At 60.5% G+C, this 20,926-nt stretch carries 19 protein-coding genes; 9 read left to right on the top strand and 10 right to left on the bottom strand.

What is annotated here, in order from left to right:
- Window positions 1-78: 78 nt before the first annotated feature.
- From V7D69_RS12110 to V7D69_RS12085, 6 genes are all read left to right on the top strand, one after another.
- Window positions 79-1,014 (top strand): isopenicillin N synthase family dioxygenase, encoded by a 936-nt coding sequence (locus V7D69_RS12110; protein WP_333605911.1) that lies wholly within the window; start codon window positions 79-81, stop codon window positions 1,012-1,014.
- Window positions 1,015-1,146: 132 nt separating this feature from the next.
- Complete coding sequence (locus tag V7D69_RS12105; RefSeq protein ID WP_333605910.1) at window positions 1,147-2,859, top strand: putative bifunctional diguanylate cyclase/phosphodiesterase; 1,713 nt, start codon at window positions 1,147-1,149, stop codon at window positions 2,857-2,859.
- Window positions 2,860-2,962: 103 nt separating this feature from the next.
- The gene (gene dapF, locus V7D69_RS12100) at window positions 2,963-3,781 is read left to right on the top strand and encodes a diaminopimelate epimerase (RefSeq protein ID WP_324062275.1); all 819 of its coding nucleotides are present in this window, start codon (window positions 2,963-2,965) and stop codon (window positions 3,779-3,781) included.
- Window positions 3,778-4,956 carry a MiaB/RimO family radical SAM methylthiotransferase gene (locus V7D69_RS12095; RefSeq protein ID WP_324062277.1) on the top strand — a complete coding sequence of 393 codons (1,179 nt, stop codon included), beginning with the start codon at window positions 3,778-3,780 and terminating at the stop codon, window positions 4,954-4,956. Before dapF ends, V7D69_RS12095 begins: the two co-directional genes overlap by 4 nt.
- On the top strand, window positions 4,953-5,924 hold the full coding sequence (gene ftsY / locus V7D69_RS12090; protein ID WP_324062278.1) for a signal recognition particle-docking protein FtsY: 972 nt from the start codon (window positions 4,953-4,955) through the stop codon (window positions 5,922-5,924). Before V7D69_RS12095 ends, ftsY begins: the two co-directional genes overlap by 4 nt.
- Window positions 5,924-6,586 (top strand): inner membrane-spanning protein YciB, encoded by a 663-nt coding sequence (locus tag V7D69_RS12085; protein ID WP_324062280.1) that lies wholly within the window; start codon window positions 5,924-5,926, stop codon window positions 6,584-6,586. The genes ftsY and V7D69_RS12085 overlap by 1 nt, the downstream gene beginning before the upstream one ends.
- 30 nt (window positions 6,587-6,616) lie before the next feature.
- Here V7D69_RS12085 and V7D69_RS12080 read toward each other — a convergent pair whose 3' ends face one another.
- The 7 genes from V7D69_RS12080 to V7D69_RS12050 all read right to left on the bottom strand — a co-directional run bounded on the left by V7D69_RS12080 (window position 6,617) and on the right by V7D69_RS12050 (window position 15,041).
- Window positions 6,617-8,284 carry an alpha-D-glucose phosphate-specific phosphoglucomutase gene (locus tag V7D69_RS12080; RefSeq protein ID WP_324062283.1) on the bottom strand — a complete coding sequence of 556 codons (1,668 nt, stop codon included), beginning with the start codon at window positions 8,282-8,284 and terminating at the stop codon, window positions 6,617-6,619.
- Window positions 8,285-8,369: 85 nt separating this feature from the next.
- Window positions 8,370-8,894, bottom strand: coding sequence for a JAB domain-containing protein (locus tag V7D69_RS12075; RefSeq protein ID WP_324062285.1), 525 nt, complete (start codon window positions 8,892-8,894; stop codon window positions 8,370-8,372).
- Window positions 8,895-8,911: 17 nt separating this feature from the next.
- Window positions 8,912-9,424, bottom strand: coding sequence for a hypothetical protein (locus tag V7D69_RS12070; RefSeq protein ID WP_333605909.1), 513 nt, complete (start codon window positions 9,422-9,424; stop codon window positions 8,912-8,914).
- A gap of 48 nt (window positions 9,425-9,472) precedes the next feature.
- Window positions 9,473-9,808: a hypothetical protein gene (locus V7D69_RS12065; protein WP_324062289.1), complete on the bottom strand. Its 336-nt coding sequence runs from the start codon at window positions 9,806-9,808 to the stop codon at window positions 9,473-9,475.
- A 75-nt stretch (window positions 9,809-9,883) separates the two neighbouring features.
- On the bottom strand, window positions 9,884-10,441 hold the full coding sequence (locus V7D69_RS12060) for a helix-turn-helix transcriptional regulator (protein WP_324062291.1): 558 nt from the start codon (window positions 10,439-10,441) through the stop codon (window positions 9,884-9,886).
- 256 nt (window positions 10,442-10,697) lie between these two features.
- On the bottom strand, window positions 10,698-12,500 hold the full coding sequence (gene lepA, locus V7D69_RS12055) for a translation elongation factor 4 (protein WP_333605908.1): 1,803 nt from the start codon (window positions 12,498-12,500) through the stop codon (window positions 10,698-10,700).
- Between the two features lie 45 nt (window positions 12,501-12,545).
- Window positions 12,546-15,041: an EAL domain-containing protein gene (locus V7D69_RS12050; RefSeq protein ID WP_333605907.1), complete on the bottom strand. Its 2,496-nt coding sequence runs from the start codon at window positions 15,039-15,041 to the stop codon at window positions 12,546-12,548.
- Between the two features lie 385 nt (window positions 15,042-15,426).
- On the opposite strand from V7D69_RS12050, the gene V7D69_RS12045 reads away from it, so the two are divergent.
- Complete coding sequence (locus V7D69_RS12045; protein ID WP_324062413.1) at window positions 15,427-16,731, top strand: FAD-dependent oxidoreductase; 1,305 nt, start codon at window positions 15,427-15,429, stop codon at window positions 16,729-16,731.
- A gap of 9 nt (window positions 16,732-16,740) precedes the next feature.
- Here the strand turns inward: V7D69_RS12045 and V7D69_RS12040 are convergent, their stop codons facing one another.
- Window positions 16,741-17,514, bottom strand: a complete 774-nt coding sequence (locus tag V7D69_RS12040; RefSeq protein ID WP_324062415.1) for a helix-turn-helix domain-containing protein — start codon at window positions 17,512-17,514, stop codon at window positions 16,741-16,743.
- Window positions 17,515-17,600: 86 nt separating this feature from the next.
- Between V7D69_RS12040 and V7D69_RS12035 the strand changes: the two genes are divergently transcribed.
- Window positions 17,601-18,359, top strand: coding sequence for a class I SAM-dependent methyltransferase (locus V7D69_RS12035; RefSeq protein ID WP_333605906.1), 759 nt, complete (start codon window positions 17,601-17,603; stop codon window positions 18,357-18,359).
- A 51-nt stretch (window positions 18,360-18,410) separates the two neighbouring features.
- Here the strand turns inward: V7D69_RS12035 and dnaN are convergent, their stop codons facing one another.
- Window positions 18,411-19,529, bottom strand: a complete 1,119-nt coding sequence (gene dnaN / locus V7D69_RS12030) for a DNA polymerase III subunit beta (RefSeq protein WP_324062419.1) — start codon at window positions 19,527-19,529, stop codon at window positions 18,411-18,413.
- A 214-nt stretch (window positions 19,530-19,743) separates the two neighbouring features.
- On the opposite strand from dnaN, the gene V7D69_RS12025 reads away from it, so the two are divergent.
- Complete coding sequence (locus tag V7D69_RS12025) at window positions 19,744-20,103, top strand: hypothetical protein (RefSeq protein WP_324062420.1); 360 nt, start codon at window positions 19,744-19,746, stop codon at window positions 20,101-20,103.
- Between the two features lie 26 nt (window positions 20,104-20,129).
- Here the strand turns inward: V7D69_RS12025 and fabG are convergent, their stop codons facing one another.
- Complete coding sequence (fabG, locus tag V7D69_RS12020) at window positions 20,130-20,894, bottom strand: 3-oxoacyl-[acyl-carrier-protein] reductase (protein ID WP_324062426.1); 765 nt, start codon at window positions 20,892-20,894, stop codon at window positions 20,130-20,132.
- Window positions 20,895-20,926: the final 32 nt, after the last annotated feature.

The raw sequence follows: 20,926 nt of genomic DNA, 5'->3' as shown, positions 1-20,926 counted from the left end.
TTCCCGCGCCGTTTGTCATGCATTGCCTTCTCAAATGGATTATTGGAGGCGCATACTCGATTCCCAGCGGATTGCACCATGGACCTTGCCGAAATCCCTGTTCTCAGCTTCGATACCGACCGGGAAAATCTTCCGGCTCTGATTGGGGAAAGCTTCCGCACGTTCGGCTTTGCAATGATTCGCGATCACGGCATCGATCAGCCTCTGATCGACCGTGCGTGGGAACTAACCAGGCGCTTCTTCGCCCTGTCGGTCGAGACCAAGATGAAATATTTCATTCCAGGTCATGCAGGCGCGCGCGGTTACACCCCGTTCCGCACCGAAGTCGCGAAAGGTGCTACCGAAAAGGATCTCAAGGAGTTCTGGCATGTCGGCCGGGACCTGCCGATCGACCCGCCGCTCACAGCGACAATGCCTCTGAATGTCTGGCCGGAAGAAATCGACGGGTTTCGGGAAACCTTTACTCAGCTCTATGCGCAGTTCGACAAGGCCGGCACCGGTATCCTTTCCGCCATCGCAACGGATCTTGGCCTCGATCCGCACTGGTTCGATCCGGCGATAGAGGATGGCAATTCGGTTCTGCGACTGCTGCATTATCCGCCCGTGAGTGAAAGCAAAGGAGGCGCGATCCGAGCCGGAGCTCATGAAGACATCAATCTTATCACTCTGCTGCTAGGGGCTGAGGAAGCGGGCTTGGAACTTCTTAGCAAGAATGGAGAGTGGCTTTCGATCGCCCCACCGGTCGGCGCACTGGTCGTCAACATCGGTGACATGCTTCAGCGCGTCACCAACCACGTGCTGCCTTCCACTACGCACCGTGTCCGCAATCCGTCCGGCGAAAGAGCCGCGCATAGCCGGTATTCGATGCCATTCTTCCTGCACCTGCGCAGCGATTTCCGATTCGAAACGCTGCCGGGATGCATCAGCGCGAACAATCCCGACCGCTACCCCGACGCCATAACCGCTGATGATTATCTGCAGGAACGCCTGCGCGAAATCGGCCTGAAAACCTGACAGCCATAAGATCCACGCGCTCGGCGGCGAATGCAAAATGGTTAATGTCGTGCTTAATCGGGTTCCATCATTTAACCGAAATTTCAGGGTAACGAATTAGTCTGCTTCCCGAACCAGACAGGGAGCATCTAGGTGAAGGCAACGTCGGCCGGCTGCGTCACAGGCCAACGCGATGCGAACGAGCGCGAGCAGATCGACGTCGTCGCACTCGGTATCGTAACCGCCGCCATCTTGTTGTTCGTGGGAACCGGCAGCGAAGTCGGCCCTCGAGTGGTGAACTCATTCCTTCAGCGCGGTCCAGGTCCCGACCACTTCCTTCTCAACGCGTTTCTCCTCAACATCGCCATAATTATTTTCGGCTGGAGTCGCTATCGCCAGCTCTGCGCCGAGCTCCAAGCGCGCAAGGCCGCCGAAAAACAGGCGCGGCATCTGGCAGAGACTGATCCGCTCACCGGATTTCTCAACCGTCGCAGCTTCAACGCGTGCGTGGATCAAATGATCGCCACCGCCGCCCATAATGGGCAGGCCGTTGTCTTGGCGATGATCGATCTCGATAATTTCAAGCAGGTCAACGACTACAACGGCCACAACATCGGAGACCTGCTGCTACGCGAATGTTCGGGACGACTGGCAGCGGGCCTGCCGCCGCGCGCGCTGGTCGGCCGCATCGGCGGAGACGAATTTGCAGCAGCGTTCCCGTTCGATCCGAACCGTGACGCGGTCATCACCGAGGTTGCCTCAACACTGGTTGAAACCATCGGCGAGAACGCGCGGATCGATGCCATCATCATTGAAGTGACAGCATCGATCGGCCTGGCGCGCTCGGACTTTCCCGGAATCGACAATGAGCGGCCCGATGCGCACGCGCTTCTCGAAATGGCCGACATCGCGATGTATCACGCGAAGCGTCACGGCCGGAATCGGTTCTACTGGTTCGAGCCGCAAATGGCTGACGAGATGCGTTTTCGCAAAGAGCTGGAGCAGGGAATCCGCCGGGGCATCGGCAAAGGTGAGTTCGTGCCTTATTATGAACAGCAGATCGATCTTCAAACGGGGGAACTCACGGGGTTCGAAATGCTGGCGCGGTGGGATTCGCCACATTTCGGCATCGTCTCACCCGAGATATTCATTCCGGTCGCCGAAGACATCGGTGCGATTGGCACCTTGTCGGAAAGCGTCATCCGTCAAGCCTTGGAAGATGCCAAGACATGGGCCCCTCACCTTACGCTGGCGGTCAACATCTCGCCGCTGCAACTGCGTGACCCGTGGTTCTCGCAAAAATTGCTGCGCTTGTTAGTGGAAGCGAGCTTTCCGCCGCAGCGGTTGGAAATCGAAATTACCGAAAGCTGTCTGCACCAGAACGTGGCGCAGGCCCGCTCACTGATCGCCAGCCTGAAAAACCAGGGCATCAAGGTTAGCCTCGACGATTTCGGCACCGGTTACAGCTCTTTGGCGCAACTCCGCAGCCTGCCCTTTGACCGCATCAAGATAGACCGTAGCTTCGTCTCAAGCCTGATCGATAACCAGGACAGTGCCGCGATCGTCCACGCGATCGCCATGCTGGGCAAGGGCCTCAATCTGCCGATCACCGCGGAAGGCATCGAATCCGATGGTGTCCTCAATTACCTGCTGCAATATGGCCAAATAAAAGGTCAGGGCTACCTCTACGGTCGTCCTCGGCCCGCCGGTGAACTGGGCGAGTGGATGGAGGAACTCGGCAACGCTGCTAGGCCGGAATTGAACGCGGTGAGAAAGGCGTTCCGGGACGCAGCCGGAAACAGCGCCGCAGAAGCTGGCGATGAAACCGGAGGAACGCATGAACCGCGCAAGCGCGCGGGGGGCTGAGACGGTCGCTACTGCCCATTCGTGGGAAAAGAACGTAACGCATTCAAGCGCCTCTCCGTATGGCCTCTGGACCTGACGCTCTTCAACACCTAGATCGCGCGCCATGCGGATCGATTTCACCAAGATGCACGGCCTGGGCAACGACTTCGTGGTGCTTGACGCGCGTAGGCAGAAGCTGCCGTCGGTCGATACCGCATTCGTTTCAGCGCTTGCTGACCGTCATACCGGCATTGGCTGTGACCAGCTGATACTCCTCGAACCGTCAAGCACTGGCGCATTCCGGATGCGCATCTTCAACGCCGATGGCGGCGAGGTCGAGGCATGTGGCAATGCCACGCGCGCCGTCGGCTTGCTTCACGGAGAGGCAGCGCGCATAGAAACTCTCGGCGGCCTTGTCACGGCTAGGCCCGCGGAGGATGGCATTTCAGTCGAGATGGGCAAGCCACACTTCGAATGGGATGTCATTCCGCTGGCTTACGCGATGGATACGCACGCGATGCCGGTCGCGTGGGAAGAACTGGTTAATCCGATTGCCGTCAATGTCGGCAATCCACATGTGATCTTTTTCGTGGCTGACCCTTACGCCATTGACATGAACCGGCTTGGCCCGCTCATCGAGACTGATCCGCTTTTCCCCGAACGTATCAACGTCAATGTCGCCGCCGTCACCGCTCGCGATTCGATCATCCTGCGCGTGTGGGAACGGGGCGCCGGCCTCACGAGGGCCTGCGGTACGGGTGCCTGCGCCACTGCGATCGGCGCAATGAAGCGCGGTCTGGTTGACCGCAAGGTTTCGGTCGCACTCCCCGGCGGCGCGCTCTCGATCGAATGGCGCGGAGATGGCGAGATCATCATGACCGGGCCCGCCAAGGAAAGCTTTCGGGGCAGCTTTGATCTCGCCGATTACGGGGTGACCGTTTGACCATCGAAGTCCACTCACTCGGCTGCCGCCTCAACTTGTCCGAAAGCGAAACTTTAAGGACAATGCTAAGCCATGCTGAAGATCTGGTGGTGGTCAATTCCTGCGCCGTCACCAGCGAAGCTGTACGCCAGACCAGGCAGGCGATTCGCCGGGCTCGCAGGGAGCGGCCCCAAGCGCGCCTGATCGTCACCGGCTGCGCCGCCGAGGTTGAGCGCGCCATGCTCTCGGCCATGCCGGAGGTGGACGGGCTGGTTCCGAACGTCGCCAAGCTCGATCCGCGCGCCTGGAACGTGCCACCAGCGGTTTCGCAGCGCGAACGACGCGGTTACACCCGCGGCTTCGTGCAAGTGCAGAACGGCTGTGACCATTCCTGCACGTTCTGCGTGATCCCCCAAGGGAGAGGTCCCAGCCGTTCCCGCCACATCGATGCGGTGCTGGAAGACATTGCGCTGCATCTCGATTCCGGCGTCAAAGAGGTGGTGTTAACCGGAGTCGACCTCACCTCCTGGGGCGCAGACCTACCGGAAAACCTCCGCCTGGGCGTACTATGTCAGGCGATCCTCGCCCGCTTCCCGGCGCTACCCCGCTTGCGGCTCTCCTCGATTGACGGCGCAGAAGTGGACGAGGCGCTGTTCGAACTGATTGCAGGGGAGGCGCGGATGATGCCGCATGTCCACCTTTCGCTGCAACATGGAGACGACCTGATACTCAAGCGCATGAAGCGCCGTCACAGCCGCGCTGACGCGCTTTCTCTGGTGGAACGCCTGCGCACTCGCCGCCCGGAAGTGGCCATCGGCGCCGATCTCATCGCGGGTTTTCCCACTGAGGATGAACGAGCTCATTCTGCCAATCTCTCGATTATCGAAGAGCTGGCGATCGTCCACGGCCACGTCTTCCCTTTCTCGCCACGTCCGAGCACACCGGCGGCGCGGATGCCTCAGGTCGCTCCGACGCTGGTGAGGACGCGAGCGGGCGCGTTGCGGGAAAAGATTGCGGCAGTGCGGAATCGCTGGCTTGCGGGGCAAACCGGCAAGCCGCTATGGATACTGGCTGAAAAAGGCGGGATCGGCCACGCGGAGAATTTCGCACCCGTACGTTTGCCAGAGGGTGTGAACCCCGGTTCCCTGCTTCACGTTGTGCCCACTAGGGTAGTCAAAGGAATACTGGAAGCATGAGCATCGACGGCCCGTTCCCTGGCGATGAGGCGGCCGATCTTCGGACTGACGGCGGCGACTGGTCGCAGCGTCTCCTCGGCGGCTTTCGCAAGACCTCGGAACGGCTGACAGGCAACCTGGCCGGCATCGTCGGCAAGACACGCCTTGACGAGGGGCAGTTGGACGGCATCGAGGATGCTCTCATCATGTCGGACCTGGGCCCTCGCGCGGCGGCGCGTATTCGCACACGTCTAGCCGATGAACGGTTCGAACGCGATGCCGATCAACACGCTATCATGGAAGTGGTTGCGCGGGAAATCGCAGAGATTCTCCGACCCGTCGCCAAACCGCTCGACGTCGTCGCCTTCCCGCGCCCGCAAGTGATCCTCGTCATCGGTGTCAACGGCTCAGGCAAGACCACGACCATCGCGAAACTGGCGCATCTATTCCAGGAACAGGACTATTCCGTCATGCTGGCGGCGGGGGATACCTTCCGCGCCGCCGCGATCGGGCAGTTGGCGATCTGGGCTGAACGGCTGGGCATTCCCATCATCAAGGGCCCGGAGGGTGGCGATCCCGCCTCTGTAGTGTTCGATGCGGTGAAGGCCGCGACAGACCAGGGGATAGACGCGCTTATCGTCGATACAGCCGGGCGGTTGCAGAACAAGCGCGAATTGATGGACGAGCTTGCCAAAATCCGCCGCGTGCTGGGCCGCCTCAATCCCGAAGCGCCGCATGACGTCGTGCTGGTCCTCGATGCGACCAACGGCCAGAATGCCTTGTCGCAGATTGAAATTTTTCGGGAGGTTGCCGGGGTTTCCGGGCTGGTCATGACCAAGCTTGACGGCACCGCGCGGGGAGGCGTGCTGGTCGCCGCCGCGGAGCAATACGGCCTGCCCATTCACGCCATTGGCGTGGGTGAGAAGATCGACGACTTGCGCCCCTTCAACCCGGACCTGCTGGCCCGCGTCATTGCGGGAATCGCCTGATGAACGCCCCGAAAAACGAAACGTCCAAGTCCGAAAAACCTAAGTCATCTTGGGTCAACCTGATCGTCGATTTTGGGCCCCTGCTCGTATTCTTCCTCGCTTACCGGCACTTTTCGCCAGGCAGCGATGGAGACGCAATCGGCACCGTAGCGGCCGTAATCAAGGGCACGGTGGCATTCATGGTGGCAACTGTGATCGCCCTCGGCATCTCAAAATGGCGCCTCGGCCACGTCTCGCCGATGTTGTGGTTGACCACGTTGTTGATCCTGGGCTTCGGAGCGCTAACGGTGGTGTTCCACAATGCGTTCTGGATCCAGATCAAGCCTACCGCGGTCTACCTGATGTTCGCCGGAGTGCTTTTCTTCGGCCTTCTGCGGGGTGAGCCAATGCTCAAATATCTCCTTCAATCCGCATTCGAGGATCTGGACGAGACAGGTTGGATGAAGCTCTCCCGCAATTGGGCGTGGTTCTTCTTGTTTCTGGCGGCGCTTAACACGGCTCTGGTCTTCACCGTCAGCTTCGACACCTGGTTGCAAGCCAAGCTCTGGGGCTTCACGGTGCTTTCACTAGCCTTCACTTTCTCGCAATTGCCGATGGTGCTAAAGCACGGCATGGGCGCGGCTGCAACGGAAGAATTGGTCGAGAATCCGCCCCACGATTGAGGAATAGCGGCCGGGGTTGAGGCAATACCATCAGGTAATCACATCGGGTGCGCTGCGCCCGGTATGCTTGGCGATCTGTGCAATCTCTTCCGCAGCGGCGATCTGTGCCGCAAGCATCACCGACGTTTCGGCGTCAAGATTCCCCGAAGGCGCGACGTAATTTTCCAAATAGACGCGCAATGTCGCGCCTTGCGTCCCCGTGCCGGAAAGCCTGAAGATCACGCGGCTGCCATCCTTGAATAGGATGCGGACACCTTGATTGCTGCTCACCGAGCCATCTACTGGGTCGGTATAGGAGAAACTGTCTGCCACATTCACCGTCAAAGGCCCGAACTGCTTTCCCCGCAGAGTTTCAAAGCGCGCCTGGAGGTCGTTCATCAGCGCATTCGCCCGGTCAGTGGGAATGCCCTCATAATCGTGCCGGGCGTAATAGTTGCGGCCAAAACGAGCCCAATGCTCGTGTGCGAGTTGATCCACACTGATAGCGCGCACGGCCAGAATATTGAGCCAGAGCAGCACAGCCCACAGCCCGTCCTTCTCCCGCACGTGATCCGAGCCGGTTCCGGCGCTTTCCTCGCCGCAGATCGTCGCCATTCCGGCGTCAAGCAAATTGCCGAAGAACTTCCAGCCAGTGGGGGTTTCATAGCAAGGAATGCCGAAAGCCTCAGCCACGCGGTCTGCGGCAGCGCTGGTGGGCATCGAGCGAGCGATGCCTGCCAGACGGCCTTTGTAGGCGGGCGCGATCTGGATGTTCGCCGCCAGCATAGCCAGCGAATCCGAAGGCGTCACAAAGCGCCCGCGTCCAATGATGAGATTGCGGTCTCCATCGCCATCGGAAGCCGCGCCCAGATCGGGCGCGTCAAGCGATATCATGAGTTCATAAAGCTCACGCGCATGAATCAGGTTCGGGTCCGGATGGTAACCACCGAAATCCTCCAGCGGCACGCCATTGACGACAGTGCCCGCCGGGAAGCCGAGGCGGTTGAGGAGGATTTCGACGGCATAAGGGCCGGTCACCGCGCTCATGGCATCGAAGCGCATGGTGAAACCCAAGCGAACCATCCGCCGGATCGCCTCGAAATCGAAGAGTTCTTCCATCAAATCTGCATAGTCGGCAACGGGATCGATGACCGAAACGGTCATGCCCCCAACGTGAACGTCGCCCAACGTGTCGAGATCGATGTCTTCAGCTTCGACTGTCAACCACAGCTCGATTTCCTTCGTGCGCGCATAAATCGCGCCGGTCACGCCTTCAGGGGCCGGGCCGCCGTTGGCGATGTTGTATTTGATACCGAAATCCTCATCGGGCCCGCCGGGATTGTGGCTGGCGGAAAGCACTAGCCCACCGCTCGCGCCGTACTTGCGAATGACATGACTGGCGGCAGGCGTGGAAAGAATGCCCCCCTTCCCCACCAGCACTTTGCCATAACCATTCGCCGCCGCTATGCGGATCGCCTGCTGGATTACGGTGCGGTTATAGAAACGCCCGTCGCCGCCAATCACCAGTATAGCACCGGGCGGCGGGGAAGCGACATCGAACACTGCCTGAATGAAGTTCTCCGCATAGCCGGGCTGCTGAAACACCTTCACCTTCTTGCGCAAACCGGACGTGCCGGGCGCTTGCCCTTCGAAAGGCCGGGTGGGAACGGTGACGATCTGGCTCAAGCGTTGGTCTCCATCATGCTGTGTCGCACGCATGCGGGGAAGTTTCCCACCGCGCGACGCCATGTCAAATGGTCTATTGTGCATATGCGAAAAATCGGCGCACCTTGAACACGTTCCGTCAGATCAGGCCGGCGACACGCATGCTGGCGACGGTATTGCCGGCCACGATGCAATGGTCTTCAAGGGCGATTTCCAAGGCTTCCACCACTCCGCGTAAATGCTCGGTGGCAGCGATGTCTGCTTCGCTGGGCCAGGCGGCGCCGGAAGGATGATTGTGCGCGATGACAAGACGCCGCGCATCAAGATCGAACGCACGCCGCACGGTGCGGCGCAGTGGAATGACCACTCCGCCACGACGGCCGCCTTCGTAAAAGTCCTCAGCGATGAACAGCCCTTCCTCGGTAAAGAAAAGAACCATTACGCATTCCTCGCGCCTCATGCCCAGACGACGGACAAGGTACTGGCGAAACTGGGGAATACGTGTGTCGAGCGCCTCACCGGTCAATGTCTCGCGTGCGGCAGCCTCCGCAAATTGGCGTGCGGCGATGATTGCGGCACCAATGGACCTGCCTGGGGCCCCGTTTTCGCCTTGGGCCAGCGCATCGTCAAGCGCCTCGGCCGAAGCGGACCAGATCGTCCGCAACGAACCGAAACGGCGGATCAGCCGCCGTGCAACGGGTTCTGATCGGACGCCGGCGTAAGGACGAAGGAGCCGCGCCAGGATGGATAACTGCCCAGCCTCTTCCGCCGCGACATGTGGAACGCCAACCCCAGGATCAGAGCGGCCAACTGGATGTATGAAGGCATCACCGACATCATATCGTAAGCGAACCGGTTGATCTCCGTCAGTGATAGCCGATAGACGTGGGCCAGCATCGCTATGATCTGCGCGCCGCCTATCCATAGCGGATAAATCCTGTTCGCGCGCAAGGCGACCGCGAACGAGATGACCAGGACCGCAAGATCAATTCCCATGTGACCAAGGTCGGTCCAGTGCAATATGATCGAGCCGCTCGCCGCGAGATGGTACAGCCGGTCCGCCAGAAACATTGCCAGCAACGTCCCTGACAGCAAGCGCTCCGGCGCCGCGCCGCGTAAAAGGGAAAGCAGGAAAAGAAGCCCGAACAGTCCAAACTGGATCTCGGATTTCATCATCCAGAGCCACTCAAGCATCGAGCGGCCCTCGCGGCTCCGGATGACATGGCGAACCGCCCGGCGAACTCAGGCCAATGCGCGCGTAGGCTCCGTTGATGTAACCGCGGTGGTGGGGCAAGTGCCGCGCTCGTCCCCGATCGCCTTCACCTCGCGTCCTACCTGGAGCAATTCGCGGTGGACGCGGATCATGTCGTTCTGGCTTTCGATCAACGAGCGCTGCGTGCGAACAAGGCGCATGAGCGCGCGTTGCCCGGTGAAGACTTCTACCCCGTCCACCTGGCGGGCCATCAGCATCGATTCCATCAGCCTGGTAGAGGCCAGCAACGCCGTATCCAGCGAAAGTTCGGCTTCGGGAAGCTGGCGTGAGATTCTGGCGGTGGCGGCGGCAATCGTCATGGACATGGGAACCCTCCCTCTGCAGCATCGGCCCGGTCGAAGTAGCTGCAACAAACATCAGGAGGCTGGCTCGCACGCCGGTCAGATCAGTTCGCTCAGTGCCCGCACCACGCCCAGACCAACCATGGCGACAAGGAGCATCCCTCCCGCAATGGCAATCATGGCCGCGGTACGACTGAGACCAGCGTGCGCGCCGTCGAGCACCTCCGGGACAATTCGGCCGACGCGCTCCTCCTGCCAAGGCGGGGTAAACGTGAACGTCACCGCGTCGGCAAGGACAAGCTGGTCAACTGAACCATCCCGCTGCTCAAGCTGGGGGAGCGGCGCCACAGCGGAAACCTGAGGAATTTTAGCTGGTAGTGGGTTACAGGCCGCTTCCAGCTCCTGCAGATATTGGCGATACGTTCTTGCCAATTCGGCTCTAGGTGGAGATCCGGTGCGCGCGCGCACGCCTTCAATCCGCTGATTTACGGCACTTTCGGATATTTGAAGATCCCAGGCGATTTCTTTGCTCGTCCGATTCTCCGCCACGAAGCGTAGAACTTCATGCTGCTTAGCCGTGAGGTTGGGAAAAGTGGAAAGGAGCCGCGCGGTCTGCGCACTCTGCCCGTCTCGCATTTCCTCGCCGTCGACCGGCATAGATCGTCGCCCCCTGACGCTGCTTCATCTTCGCTGCATTTCCGCCCGGTGTGACGAATAGCCCAGGTTAACCAGCGGATGCACCCCCTTCCGGCAAAAATCTGCGCGTTTGGTCCACAACCGAACTATCTTCTGAATCAGCAGAAGATGCGATTACGTGCCGGCCCAATCAACGGCGGCATTTCCGCCAGCGGTGATACCGGCATCCGCCTTCCAATGGATCGGAAAACAAAGGATTTTGCCAGCAGAGAGGGTACTATTCCTCTCCCATCCGCAATGCTGCGATGAATGCCTCTTGGGGAATGCTCACGTTTCCGTATTCGCGCATCCGCTTCTTGCCCTCTTTCTGCTTTTCCAGCAGCTTTTTCTTGCGGGTGATGTCGCCGCCATAGCACTTGGCGGTAACGTCCTTGCGCAGAGCGCTGATAGTTTCGCGGGCGATCACTTTGGCGCCAATGGCGGCCTGAATCGGAATCTTGAACATGTGGCGCGGGATCAGATCCTTCAGACGCTCGACAAGCTGGCGTCCGCGCGGCTCAGCCTGGCTACGATGGACGATCATCGACAGCGCATCGACCGGCTCATTATTAACCAGGATGTTCATTTTCACGAGGTCGCCCTCTCGAAGACCAATCTGCTCGTAGTCGAAGCTGGCATAGCCGCGGCTGATCGATTTCAAGCGGTCGTAGAAATCGAACACCACTTCGTTGAGTGGCAGTTCATAAGTCACCTGGGCGCGACCGCCGACATAAGTGAGATTGATCTGGATGCCGCGCCGGTCCTGACAAAGCTTGAGGATCGAGCCTAGATATTCGTCAGGCGTATAGATCGTCGCCTTTATCCAGGGCTCTTCCATGAAATCGATCTTCACGGGATCGGGCATGTCGGCCGGGTTATGCAGTTCGTGCACGGTGCCGTCCGTCATGGTCAGCCGATAGACCACGCTGGGCGCGGTGGTGATAAGGTCGAGATCGTATTCACGGCTCAGGCGTTCCTGAATGATCTCCAGGTGCAACAGGCCCAGGAAGCCACAACGGAAACCGAAGCCGAGCGCGGCGCTCGATTCCATCTCATAGCTGAAGCTGGCATCGTTAAGGCGCAGCTTGCCAACGGATTCTCGCAGCTTTTCAAAATCTGCGGCGTCTACGGGAAATAGACCGCAGAACACCACCGGCTGCACTTCCTTGTAACCGGGCAGGGCATACGCAGCGCCGGCCTTTACCGTGGTTATCGTGTCGCCGACCTTGGCCTGTTCCACTTCCTTGATCTGCGCGGTGATGTAGCCGATTTCGCCCGGTCCCAGCTCGGTCAGATCGATACGCTTCGGCGTGAAGCAGCCGACCCTGTCGATCAAATGTTCCGTGCCGCCCTGCATGAATTTGACCTGCAAGCCCTTCTTGATGACCCCGTCTATCACGCGCACCAGGATGACGACGCCGAGATAAGGGTCGTACCAGCTATCAACCAGCATGGCCTTCAGCGGCGCGGCGCGGTCGCCCTTAGGAGCAGGTATGCGCTGTACGACAGCTTCCAGCACATCGTCGATGCCAATCCCGGACTTAGCGCTGGTCAGCACGGCCGCGCTGGCGTCAAGGCCGATGACTTCCTCGATCTCATGGCGCACCTTTTCGGGTTCAGCCGCCGGCAGGTCGATCTTGTTGATGACAGGCACGATTTCGTGATCGTGTTCTATCGACTGGTAGACGTTGGCAAGGGTCTGCGCCTCTACCCCCTGCGCCGCGTCGACGACGAGCAGCGCGCCTTCACATGCGGCGAGCGAACGGCTGACCTCATAAGCGAAATCGACATGTCCGGGCGTGTCCATGAGATTAAGCTCATAGGTCTGCCCGTCTTTCGCGGTGTAAGTCAGACGCACCGTCTGCGCCTTGATCGTGATGCCCCGCTCTTTCTCGATGTCCATGTTATCAAGGACCTGCTCGGACATCTCACGGTCCGAAAGGCCGCCGGTGCGCTGAATCAGCCGGTCGGCAAGCGTCGACTTGCCATGGTCGATATGGGCAATGATCGAGAAATTACGGATCTGGGCAAGGTCAGTCATGCAGCGCCGTTAGCAGCGCTTTCCCGCCCTGTCAGCCTGGCCTTTTCATGCCATGCGCCGCAACGCCGCCTGCTGTTGCCCCGGTTGCGGTTTCGAACGCGGCGACGTGAACAGCACCGCTCCATTGGCGTCGATGTCCAGGGGCCATGCGAATTGTACGCCCATGCGATCGTCCTTGCACCACCGCGCTGTGGCGCTCATCACGAGGCCATCGCCCAGATGCACGGTGAACTCGGTGTCCACGGGCACGTTCCACAGCCCTTCGATCATCGCTCCGGTCTGCGAGATGTTGCGTATGGTCCCGTCATAAAACTGATCGCCATGTTCCAGCATGACCTTGCGCAGCATCGTCTGGCGAACGGCACGGGCCGAGCGCGGTCCTCTGGCCACGGCGATCAAGCCTTCCGCTAACCGCCGGCCCACAGCTTCCGAAGTCAGCGGCTTCGCGTAAATGTAACCCTGCACGTGGCTGCAACGGAGCAAGCGAATCAAATCCAGCTCGTCCAGCGTTTCGATCCCCTCAGCCGTCGTTTCCATTCCCAGGGCTTCGGCCAGGCTGACAATGGAGGAGATGATCGCGCCGTGGCGGTTGCCCTCCACCGTGGCACTCCGCACGAAGCTCTGATCGATCTTGATCTTATCGAAGGGCGCCTGCTTCAGATAGCCGAGCGCCGAATAGCCTGTTCCGAAATCATCCAGCGCCAAACGCACGCCGATGCCCTTGAGCGCCGCGAACATCGCCTCAGTCAGCTTCTCTTCTCCCAAAAAGACGCTTTCGGTAATCTCCAGTTCAATTCGCGATGGTTCCACTCCGGCCGCTGCTACGGCGTTCGCGACAATCTGCGGCAGAGCCGGGTTGGCGAACTGCATCGGCGACACGTTCACGGCAACGCGCACGTCTTTCGGCCAACCCGCAAGGTCGCTGCAAGCCTTGCCCAGGGCCCATTCGCCGATTTGAGCCATCAAGCCGGCTTCCTCGGCGATCGGCACGAATTTCGAAGGCGGGATATAGCCATGTCTGGAATGCTTCCAGCGAAGAAGCGCTTCGAAACCGGTGATCCTCTCAGTCGTAGTGCGCACCTGGGGCTGATAATGCAGTTCCAATGAACCGGTGGCGACCGCCTCGCGAAGATCCTCCTCAAGCCGACGGCGCTCCTTGGCGTCGGAATGAAGATCTCGATCATAGAAGTGATGCCGCCCCCGGCCGCCCCCCTTCGCCGCGTATAGCGCAAGATCGGCGTTGCGGATAAGCGCTTCGGAGGTGATGCCATCGTCCGGGCAAAGAGCAATCCCGACGGAAGCGCCGATTACGACGCGCGCGTTTTCGATCGAGTAGGGCTGCGACAGATTGTCGACAATCCGACCCGCCAGCCGAGACAGGGCATCGCGCGAATGATGCCCCGGCAGGACCACTTGGAACTCGTCGCCGCCCAGTCGCCCTACCCGCCCCAGTTCTTGCACGGTGCCGGTCAGTCGTTCGGCGACTTGCCTCAGCAGCGCGTCGCCGGCCGGGTGCCCCATCGTATCATTGACTTTCTTGAAGCGATCGAGATCGAGCAAGAATACCGCGCAGGCGCGGCTTTCGACCCGCGGCGCGCCGAGAATCTTTTCGAACCATTCGGACATCTGGAAACGGTTTGCGAGTCCGGTCAACGCGTCGAAACGAGCGAGTTGCGTCACGTGCTGCTGCGACTTGTGAGCTTCCGTCAGGTCGATTCCGAAACCGCGAAAGCCCATGAAATTATTGAATTTGTCCATGATGGGGCGGCCCGTTATCGACCACCAGCGTTCGTCCTGCTCCTGCGTCGCCACCCTGACCGAAAGCTCCTCGAAAGAAGAGCGGGTCGACAAGTGAAACGCCAGCGTGCGTTCACTTTCGCGGCCCTGCCCTTCGATTTCGAAGAGACTGGTGAAGGACTGGCCTTCCAGCTTCTTCCCCAGCAAACGCGCTATGTGCGGCGAAACATAGGCAATCATGCCGCGACGATCAGTTTCCCAGAACCACCCATAGCCGCTTTCTTCGTATTCGTTGAGCAACTGCCCGGCACGTTGCTGTTCATGCTCGTGCGCGGCCCACAGTTCCCCATCCTCCACGGTCCGACGAGAATGCCGATAGATGAGGAAGAGTGTGAAAGCAGCGCCACCTAACGGCAGCGGAAGCGATGCGACCGACGCACCAGCAAGAGAGGCACCCATCCACGCCGCGGCGATGGCCGTGGCGACTGAGGCGAACCGTCCGCCCAGCGCCGCTACTGCAACGAGTGCGATGAACACATAGACATGAAGCGTCATCTCCCAGTTAGGCGCGCCCGGATATGGTCCCCAGCGCGCCGCGCCAAAGCCGAACAGCCCCATGGGCGCCGCTACCGCGACGATCAAAGCCAGACAACGGCGCCGGTCGCCAAGAGGCAACCGCGCCTCCAACCGCGCGAACACAGGCGCGCAGAGGCATAACGCAGAGGCGGCCGTCAACCATAAGGCCCAGAACAAGCTCGGAAGGGTTCGGGAGAACAGACCCGGCAGCAAGCCAAGAACCGCCATCGTCGGCCCCATCACGAACCAGGTGCGCGGTACGAATAAATGCAGAGGATCGTTTTGCCTCTCATTCGCGACGGACAGACTCGCCTCTTGGAATGGCGAATGCGTTCGCGCGGGCGCAGACATTATCTGCGCGGCCGAGGCCGCGCTCGCAACCGGAGGGCGCGCCGCAGGGAAGCGAGTCATTGCAGATGGTGAACGAAGCCGATGTCTGGCCATCACCAGCACATGCAGGAACGGCCATTGCGAAACGGTTAAATGAAAGATCAATCCTGTGCGCAAGTAAGTCTTGGGCAAAGCGCGAGGTTAAGGCTTGCCCAAGCCCTCCGCCCATGCTTGCTTGCCCTTGGCGGCGGTTATCGATCCGCTCTAAGCTGGAGACTCTTCTGTGCGGCATATTGCAATCGTCGGCTCCGGGCCGGCCGGCTACTACACTGCTGAAGCGGCGCTGAAACAGTGGGGCGATGGCGTCCGGATCGACATTTTTGACACGCTGCCCGTCCCCTTCGGCCTGATCCGCACCGGCGTCGCGCCCGATCACCAGTCAATCAAAGGCGTGTCGCGCCGTTACGAAGCGACAGCCCTCACTGAAAACGTACGTTTCGTCGGCAATGTAATGATCGGACGAGACGTCACCATTTCTGAACTTCAGAATCTCTATGACGCCGTTATCCTTGCCACCGGCGCACCCAATGACCGCAAGCTTGGCTTGCCGGGTGAGAACCTTGCCAACGTCTTCGGCTCAGCGGCATTCGTGGGATGGTACAACGGCCATCCCGACTTCGCCGATCTCGATCCGGCACTGTCGCACGATACGGCAGTCGTGATCGGCAACGGCAACGTCGCGTTGGATGTAGTGCGCATCCTTGCCAAATCGAATGATGAGTTCGAAGGGTCCGACATCGTCGCGCACGCCCTTTCCGCCCTTGATGCCTCGCGAATCCGAAAGATCGTGATCCTTGGCCGACGCGGCCCGCACCAGATCGCCATGACCCCCAAGGAACTGGGGGAGCTTGCACACCTTACCCGCGCCTGCCCGCATGTCGACGCTTCCGACCTGCCTGATGAGGCGGATGACGCCGTGCTCGATCCCGGTCAACGGAAATCCGTTGGGCACTTGCGCGCATTCGCATCAGCTAACTTCTGCGCCGAGCAGGAAGTGGTGATCGAGTTCGACTTCTTCGCCGCCCCCAGGGCTATCCTCGGCAAGGATCGCGTGGAGGAAGTTGAGGTTGAGCGCACCCGGCTCGATAACGGCAAGGCCGTCGGCACGGGCGAGACTTATCGCATCCCCGCTGGCCTGGTGATCGCCTGCATCGGCTATCAGACCTCGAAAATCCCAGACGTTCCCTATGATGAGCACAGCGGCCATTTCTCCAATGAAGAAGGGCGCATCCGCCCCGGCCTTTATTGCGTGGGTTGGGCGCGGCGCGGGCCCACCGGCACCATCGGCACTAATCGCCCCGATGGCTTCGCGGTCATCGAAAAGGTGGCGACCGACATCGGCGACGGCGCCAGCAAGGCCGGCCGCCCCGGCTTCGACGCATTGGCAAACGAGCGCGGTGTGCAATACGTCAAGTTCACGGATTGGCAGAAGATCGACAAAGCAGAAATCGCCAACGCCCGCGAAGGCGCGCCGCGGGAAAAGTTCGTGCATGTCGACCAGATGATCGAAGCCGCAACCAGGGGTTGATCGCCCCGCTCAGCCCGCTGGTTGCAGGAACACCACACGAAAGTCTCGTCGCTCGACGTCCGTCAAAGTGTGTTGGGTGTACCCGGTGATCTGACCATCAGGCTGGCGGAACGTCCGCGTACCGCCCTCGCGGGCCAGCACGGATTGGCTTTCCCAGCTCTCGCGAAACTCCGGGCTATGGGCGCACAACCACTCCACTGTCCGTTGTACGCGCGGGTCGTTCAGGTTTCGGCCATAGTCATGACGAAACTCGGCAAGAAGCCGACGAACGCGGTTTTCCCAATCCGGCAAGAGGGCTTTGCCCGCCGGATGCGTAAAAGCGTAAACCAGCAAGTTGGGCGACGGCCCAGCGTCGAACAACCCGGCAAACAGCATTCGCGCGGCGGCATTGGCGCAGCACAGGTTCCAGGCCGGATCCAGCCCATAGGCCGGCCACGCCAGGGCGCTGACCAATGCGGCGATGGCAGACGGCGCGGCGCCTGGATTCCCCGGCAATGGCGCGACGGGATCACGTCGACCCGCGAGTTCGAAAAGATATTCCCGTTCCGCCGCCGAAAGGGAAAGGCCATTGGCCAGGCGCGAAAGCGTTTCGGCGGAAGGACTGGCCGCCCGCCCCTGCTCGATCCAGGTCACCCACGTCGTGCTGATCGCGGCCCGTTCGGCCAGTTCCTCCCGTCTAAGGCCAGGCGTTCTACGGCGGCGAACATGGTCCTGCCCGGCCATATTTTCGCGCCGCCGCCGCACGAAAGCGCCCAGCAGTGCCCTTTGTTCATCGGTTTGCATGGCGAGGCTTATAACAGGATAAGTATCCACATTGTAACAGGGTAATATTTGGTCAAGGACCGGCATCGGAAAAAAGGAGATGCTTTGTGACTGATCGACACGAAACCCTGGTGCGCCGCCAGTTCGGCTCCACATCTGAGGCGTATGTTTCCAGCACCGTTCATGCCCTGGGGGAAGATCTTACAGCCATCGCCGCGCGGGCCGCCGCCATCCGTCCCGAATGCGCGCTGGACCTTGGTACAGGCGGCGGCCATGTCGCTTATGCCATGGCCCCTTATGCTCGACGCGTCACGGCCTGCGACCTGTCGGTCGAAATGCTCGCAGCAGTGCACGCGGAAGCGACGAGTCGCGCGATCAACAACATCGCCACCAACGAGGCGGCGGCCGAAGCGCTGCCGTTCGCCGATGACGCCTTCGACTTTCTTGCCTGCCGCTTCTCGACGCACCATTGGCGCGACCCGCACGGCGGCCTGCGCGAGGCGCGCCGCGTGCTGGCATCAGACGCACCGGCGCTGTTCGCCGATGTCATCGCCCCGCCTTCTCCTGCGGCTGACACCCACCTTCAGGCGGTTGAATTGCTGCGCGACCCCTCGCATGTGCGGGATCATTCCGTGGCCCAATGGCTGGCGATGCTTGAACTCGCGGGCTTCACCGCCACGTCAGTGGTGACCTCGCGCTTGCGGATGGACTTCACCGAATGGACCGCGCGCATGCGCACACCCCCTGAGCGGATCGCCGCGATCCGCGCGCTTCAGTCCATTGCAAGCTCGGACGTGAGCAGGCACTTCGCGATCGAACCGGACGGTTCCTTCACCATCGACACTGTGCTCATCGAGGCGCATTGAAGCGCAAGAGCCGGGATCACGGTCCCGGCTCTTGCCGCCGCGCCGACGATCTTACACCCGCATGGGCATCAGCACATAAAGCGCGGGACTTTTCTCATCCTGCCGGATCAAGGTCGGCGCGCCGGCATCCGCAAGATGCATTTCCACGGTGTCGCCTTCGATCTGGCCCAGAATGTCCTTGAGATAATTGGCGTTGAAGCCGATCTCGAAGCCTTCCGAACCGTATTGCGCGGGCACTTCTTCCGCGGCGGTGCCATTATCCGGCGAAGTGACGGACAGGGTCACGCGATCCGGCTCAAGCGCCATCTTCACCGCGCGAGTCTTTTCCGTGGCAATAGTGGCCACGCGATCCACGCCTTCGAAAAACGTGCGGGGATCGACCTTCAACAGCTTGTCATTCCCGGTCGGAATCACGCGGGTATAATCGGGAAAGGTGCCGTCGATCAGCTTGCTGGTCAGCACCACGCCGTGCTCACCGCCTAAAGTGAAGCGGATCTTGCTGGCCGAGAGATCGACAAGAACGTTGGTGTCCAGCGCTTCTTCCAGCAGTTTGCGCAATTCGGCCACGCACTTCCTGGGCACGATGACGTCCGGCATGCCTTGCGCCCCGTCCGGGCAAGGTTGCGTGAAGCGCGCCAGGCGATGGCCATCAGTCGCCGCCGCTTTCAACTGCTCATCGGCAACGTGAAGGAAGATGCCATTGAGATAGTACCGAGTCTCCTCCGTCGAAATCGCGAAACGGGTGCGATCTATCAACTGGGCCAGCGTGGCGGCCGGAATCTCGAAACTGGTCGGCAGTTCACCTTCAGCGATGATCGGAAAATCATCGCGCGGCAGTGTGGGCAGAGTGAAGCGGCTGCGACCTGCCTTCACGGTCATGCGGTTATCCGCCGCATCAAGGCTGACCTGGCTCCCTTCTTGCAGTTTGCGGGCGATGTCGAACAGCAGATGCGCGGAAACCGTGATCGCCCCCGGCTGTTCAACAGATACCGCGCCAAGTGTTTCAACGACCTGCAAGTCCAGGTCGGTAGCCATGATCTTCACGGAACCGCCGGCCGCAGCCTCTATCAGCACATTCGACAGGATCGGAATAGTGTTGCGCCGCTCAACGACGGACTGGACGTGAGACAGGCAGCGTAGGAGCGTGGAACGTTCTATGGTGGCCTTCATGACAGCCTCAGGTCCCCCTTGGTAGGCCAGGGATAACAATCCCGAATTTCAGGACGAATATCTCTAACGCAGCCATGGCTCGCGGCAAGCGGGAAGTGCCGGGAACGCAGCGAAACTGGGGATAAAACCCCGGTTTTAGCCGTTACCAAGGCGAACATGCCGGCGTAGAATACCTTTCGAGTACAACCTGCGGAAAACACGGGAGAGGAAAGACTTGGCCCGAAGCCTTCATATCGAACGACAGAAGACGGACGGCGGCCGAAGCGTCATCACGCTGGACGAATGGAAAGCCGCGGTCGACCAAGTCGACGGGGTGCGCATGGCCAGAGGCGATGCGGCAGCGACGAACCCCCTGACTCGAGAGATCATCGTGCTCCCTAACCGGGGCGGGGACGCCGAAGTATTCCGCAAGGATTGCGACACTTGGCTGCGGGCGCTGTTCTGGACACCCGGCGGCATCGTCCGATTCATAGCGCCGGAGATGGCGGAAGACCCGATTCTTCCCATCGCTCACCGCCTTGCCGGCGAACTCAACGCCCGCGTATGCGGAGCCGAGGGCGAGACTTACGACTGAAAGCCCCGCACCCGCCGCGCCTTTGGTCAGACCATTACCATGCCGCCGTTGACGTGAAGTGTCTGGCCGGTGACATAGCCTGCTTCCTTGCTGGCCAGAAACACGGCGGCTGTCGCAATATCTTCGCCCTCCCCCATGCGCCCCATCGGGATCTTGGCGTTAAGCGCTTCCTTCTGCGCCTCAGGAAGTACATCCGTCATCGCGGTGCGAATGAAACCGGGGGCGATGCAGTTCACAGTGATGTTACGGCTCGCCAGTTCCTGCGCGAGGCTCTTGGACATGGCGGTGATGCCGCCTTTGGCCGCGCAATAGTTCACCTGGCCGGGATTGCCGGTCGTGCCAACAATCGAGGTGATGTTGATGATACGGCCAAAGCGAGCCTTCATCATCGGCTTGGTGGCCGCACGCATCAGGCGAAAGGACGATTCGAGATTGACGCGGATGACGGCGTCCCACTCCTCGTCTTTCATCCGCATGGCCAGATTGTCCCGCGTGATGCCCGCGTTGTTGACAAGAATGTCGATCTTGCCGAGCGAATCGAGTGCGGCCGGCACCAGTTTTTCCACCTGCTCCGCGTCGCCGAGGTCGCAGGCGATAGCGACGTGATCCACTTCCTGCACATGCTGCGGAGTATGATCGTCAAGCTCTTCACGGAATATCCGCAGCTTCTCCGCATTCGATCCGGAAATCGCCAACCGCGCACCCTGCGCCGCCAGGGCACGGGCAATCGCCGAGCCGATCCCCCCGCTCGCGCCGGTCACCAGGGCAGTCATTCCGTGCAGATCGAACATCATCACATTCCTTAAATGTACCTGGCCCCTAA

This window comes from Novosphingobium sp. (genome assembly GCF_036733805.1).
In the GTDB taxonomy this organism is placed as follows: Bacteria; Pseudomonadota; Alphaproteobacteria; order Sphingomonadales; family Sphingomonadaceae; genus Novosphingobium.
This window is presented reverse-complemented; position numbering and strand designations above follow the sequence as displayed.

What these genes read in the sequence shown, in the direction of transcription:
- V7D69_RS12110 (WP_333605911.1), top strand. Translation starts at nt 79, where the DNA reads ATGGACCTTGCCGAAATCCCTGTTCTCAGCTTCGATACCGACCGGGAA.
- dapF (WP_324062275.1), top strand. Translation starts at nt 2,963, where the DNA reads ATGCGGATCGATTTCACCAAGATGCACGGCCTGGGCAACGACTTCGTG.
- ftsY (WP_324062278.1), top strand. Translation starts at nt 4,953, where the DNA reads ATGAGCATCGACGGCCCGTTCCCTGGCGATGAGGCGGCCGATCTTCGG.
- V7D69_RS12085 (WP_324062280.1), top strand. Translation starts at nt 5,924, where the DNA reads ATGAACGCCCCGAAAAACGAAACGTCCAAGTCCGAAAAACCTAAGTCA.
- V7D69_RS12080 (WP_324062283.1), bottom strand. Translation starts at nt 8,284, where the DNA reads ATGCGTGCGACACAGCATGATGGAGACCAACGCTTGAGCCAGATCGTC.
- V7D69_RS12070 (WP_333605909.1), bottom strand. Translation starts at nt 9,424, where the DNA reads ATGCTTGAGTGGCTCTGGATGATGAAATCCGAGATCCAGTTTGGACTG.
- V7D69_RS12065 (WP_324062289.1), bottom strand. Translation starts at nt 9,808, where the DNA reads ATGTCCATGACGATTGCCGCCGCCACCGCCAGAATCTCACGCCAGCTT.
- V7D69_RS12060 (WP_324062291.1), bottom strand. Translation starts at nt 10,441, where the DNA reads ATGCCGGTCGACGGCGAGGAAATGCGAGACGGGCAGAGTGCGCAGACC.
- lepA (WP_333605908.1), bottom strand. Translation starts at nt 12,500, where the DNA reads ATGACTGACCTTGCCCAGATCCGTAATTTCTCGATCATTGCCCATATC.
- V7D69_RS12050 (WP_333605907.1), bottom strand. Translation starts at nt 15,041, where the DNA reads ATGGCGGTTCTTGGCTTGCTGCCGGGTCTGTTCTCCCGAACCCTTCCG.
- V7D69_RS12040 (WP_324062415.1), bottom strand. Translation starts at nt 17,514, where the DNA reads ATGCAAACCGATGAACAAAGGGCACTGCTGGGCGCTTTCGTGCGGCGG.
- dnaN (WP_324062419.1), bottom strand. Translation starts at nt 19,529, where the DNA reads ATGAAGGCCACCATAGAACGTTCCACGCTCCTACGCTGCCTGTCTCAC.
- fabG (WP_324062426.1), bottom strand. Translation starts at nt 20,894, where the DNA reads ATGTTCGATCTGCACGGAATGACTGCCCTGGTGACCGGCGCGAGCGGG.